The sequence below is a fragment of the Snodgrassella sp. CS2 genome, assembly GCF_050310315.1.
GTDB classification, from domain to species: domain Bacteria; phylum Pseudomonadota; class Gammaproteobacteria; order Burkholderiales; family Neisseriaceae; genus Snodgrassella; species Snodgrassella alvi_E.
Window position 1 is genome coordinate 1 of the sequence record NZ_JBNPBA010000024.1, and the last position, 2,379, is coordinate 2,379.

A 2,379-nucleotide genomic window follows, 5' to 3' on the forward strand; every position below is an offset into this window, starting at 1 on the left:
ACTTGTTGGTGATGCAGCTAAAAAAATGCATACTGCACAAAAAGCCTATGAAAAAGCGAAAGAAGCAGGAAATGTAGTAGAAATGGTTAAGCAAACTGAAAATGTGGCTAATCTTATAAAAGAGGATAAAATTAAAAAAGGAGTGGATGGGAATGCCGGAAAGGGAACGAGTGGTAATTCGGTTGCCAATGAATTAACAGGGATCACACAAAAACAGTTAGATAAAAAGTTTAAACATGCTGCTGATTTTGGGATAACAACAACAAAGAAAAACGCTGAAACACTTAGTCAATATGAAACAGCAATTAAAAGCCATATGGGAGATAAAGCAACCAAACCTCTAGGTACTTATGGCTTTGTAACAGACTCGAAAGTATTTTTTAATTCAAATACAAATAATGTAGTTGTTCTTGATAAATCAGGTAATTTTATTACCGGATTTAAGATTACTCCAGGAACACCTCAATATGAAAACTATATGAAAAATGGAGTATTACGATGAGCCTCACGATATTAGAATTTGCTAGATCATTAGTTAATGGAAGGATAACTCCTCAAGTTTTTGTTGAAGCTTATATTGAACTTTATCAAATAGAACGAGATAACAATATCTTGATTAATGATGAAGATAGTATAAGTGAATGTTTATCATCCATATTTTGTTTAGCTGATCTTTATAATCCCGATTCTGACAGAGAAGAATATGAATTAGATGAATCACAACTTATTGAACAAATTGAGCAAGAACTAAAAAAGCTAGGATAGTTAAAGGCTACACGTTGGCATGGGATCTTAACTTAACTGACTCGTTAACAACTTTACGGTAAAAATACTAGCAAGTTAACCGAAGCAGAAAAACAACAAGTCAGCGCACTCGCCCAACTGGCTACCGCCCTTGCTGTCGCAGCCGGTGGTGGTGATATTCAGGACATCAACACTGCCGTTGCTGGGGGGAAAAATGAAGATGCCGCATTCAGAAATGCCGTCAAACAGAATCCTGATGCAGCGGCCAGTGGCAATTTGTATGTAGTGGTCAACAACCCTACCGCAGAAGCTATTCCGGCATTAAGTGAAGTGGGTAGCTATGCTTTGTGGGATAAACTCAACGAATGGTTTGGCGGCAGACTGCCCAAGACCAATGCCGAAAAAACCAACGCAGAATTGAAAGAATTGGCCAAAGAAACCGGTACACCAATTATGTTTAACAACCACAGCCGCGGTTCTCTGACAGACAAAGTCAGCACGGCTTATCTGCAAAATGTAAAAGGAATAACCGGTATACCGATTGAACAAACTAAATATCTAGGGCCGGCAGCCAATATCGTAGGCGAATTTGACATGCTAAACAAAAATGGCTACGTTGATGAAAATGGTATTAATAGCACATTATTTCTGGGCAATAACAATACAGACTTTGTTGGCAGATTGGTAGGCCTGAATCCGGTAACTGCAGGAAATTGTACTGGTAATCCGTTAGGCTCCTGCTACAGTCACAGCAGCTATAATGGTGCTTATTATGTGGAACAATTTCTGCTTGATAAAAATGGTAAAAAATATCTAGATAAAAAAACGGGTAAACCGATTGAAAATCCGGAGTTTAGAAAAATTAACAACACTGTAGCTAAACTCGAACAGGATGAAACCGGAGATTATGTTAATGTAACAGTTCCACAAGCAGTAGTGATAGGCAACGATGGGAATATCAATCTGGTAGACCAGCGAGGTAAAATGACTACCTATGATAAAAGAACCTTAAAACCGATTAAAACCACGCAGATACCAATACATGAAATTAATGGCAAACGCTACTTTAACTATGGAGGTAAAAAATATCATGCAGTACCGCCTATGTAAAAAACGCTTATTAATTCTGATAGGAATCAGTCTGCTATTAGGTGGATGCAGTATTTCGGACTGGTATAACGGTTATTATGTAGATAAGTCATCATGGAAAAGCTATCAGAAAGATAGTGATGCTTATTATGATGCTGAGTCTGCGCAAATGAAAGAGCTGAGAAAAAACAATGATGCCTATTGCACTGAATTAGCAGAAAAGCCGGAAAATCGGAAAGCAAGAGCTGGATATCCAAACGGGGTATTTAATGAAGGTATGTATAATATATGTATGGAAAAACGCGGAACACCCACGTTTGCAACCTATCAATCGAATCAATCAAAGAAAGAAAAAGCTGAGCGTAGAGCACGAGGTGAAATAGTCCTTAATTAAGATTACTGCAACCATACAGAGTACCGTTAGCAATGGGTAAGGGCTAGACAGTAAACGTCGCCAGATTAAACTGCCGATGAAAAGGAACTAGGCCATTTATCCGCACCAACCCACCTTAATATAGGTGGGTTTTTTATGTGAAAAAGATATTG

The 2,379-nt window shown here is 38.1% G+C and carries 4 protein-coding genes and 1 pseudogene; all 5 read left to right on the plus strand.

Features of this window, described 5'->3' with window-relative positions; genetic code table 11:
• On the plus strand, positions 1-502 hold a 502-nt coding region (locus ACQP6D_RS11065; protein WP_427858248.1), incomplete at its 5' end, for a colicin D domain-containing protein.
• Positions 499-765, plus strand: coding sequence for a colicin immunity domain-containing protein (locus tag ACQP6D_RS11070; RefSeq protein ID WP_065633147.1), 267 nt, complete (start codon positions 499-501; stop codon positions 763-765). The genes ACQP6D_RS11065 and ACQP6D_RS11070, both read left to right, overlap by 4 nt.
• Before the next feature lie 81 nt (positions 766-846).
• A pseudogene (locus tag ACQP6D_RS11075) lies at positions 847-948 on the plus strand (VENN motif pre-toxin domain-containing protein); the annotation flags it as partial.
• 72 nt (positions 949-1,020) lie between these two features.
• Positions 1,021-1,854 (plus strand): hypothetical protein, encoded by an 834-nt coding sequence (locus ACQP6D_RS11080; protein ID WP_427858249.1) that lies wholly within the window; start codon positions 1,021-1,023, stop codon positions 1,852-1,854.
• Complete coding sequence (locus tag ACQP6D_RS11085) at positions 1,835-2,227, plus strand: hypothetical protein (RefSeq protein ID WP_427858250.1); 393 nt, start codon at positions 1,835-1,837, stop codon at positions 2,225-2,227. Before ACQP6D_RS11080 ends, ACQP6D_RS11085 begins: the two co-directional genes overlap by 20 nt.
• Positions 2,228-2,379: the final 152 nt, after the last annotated feature.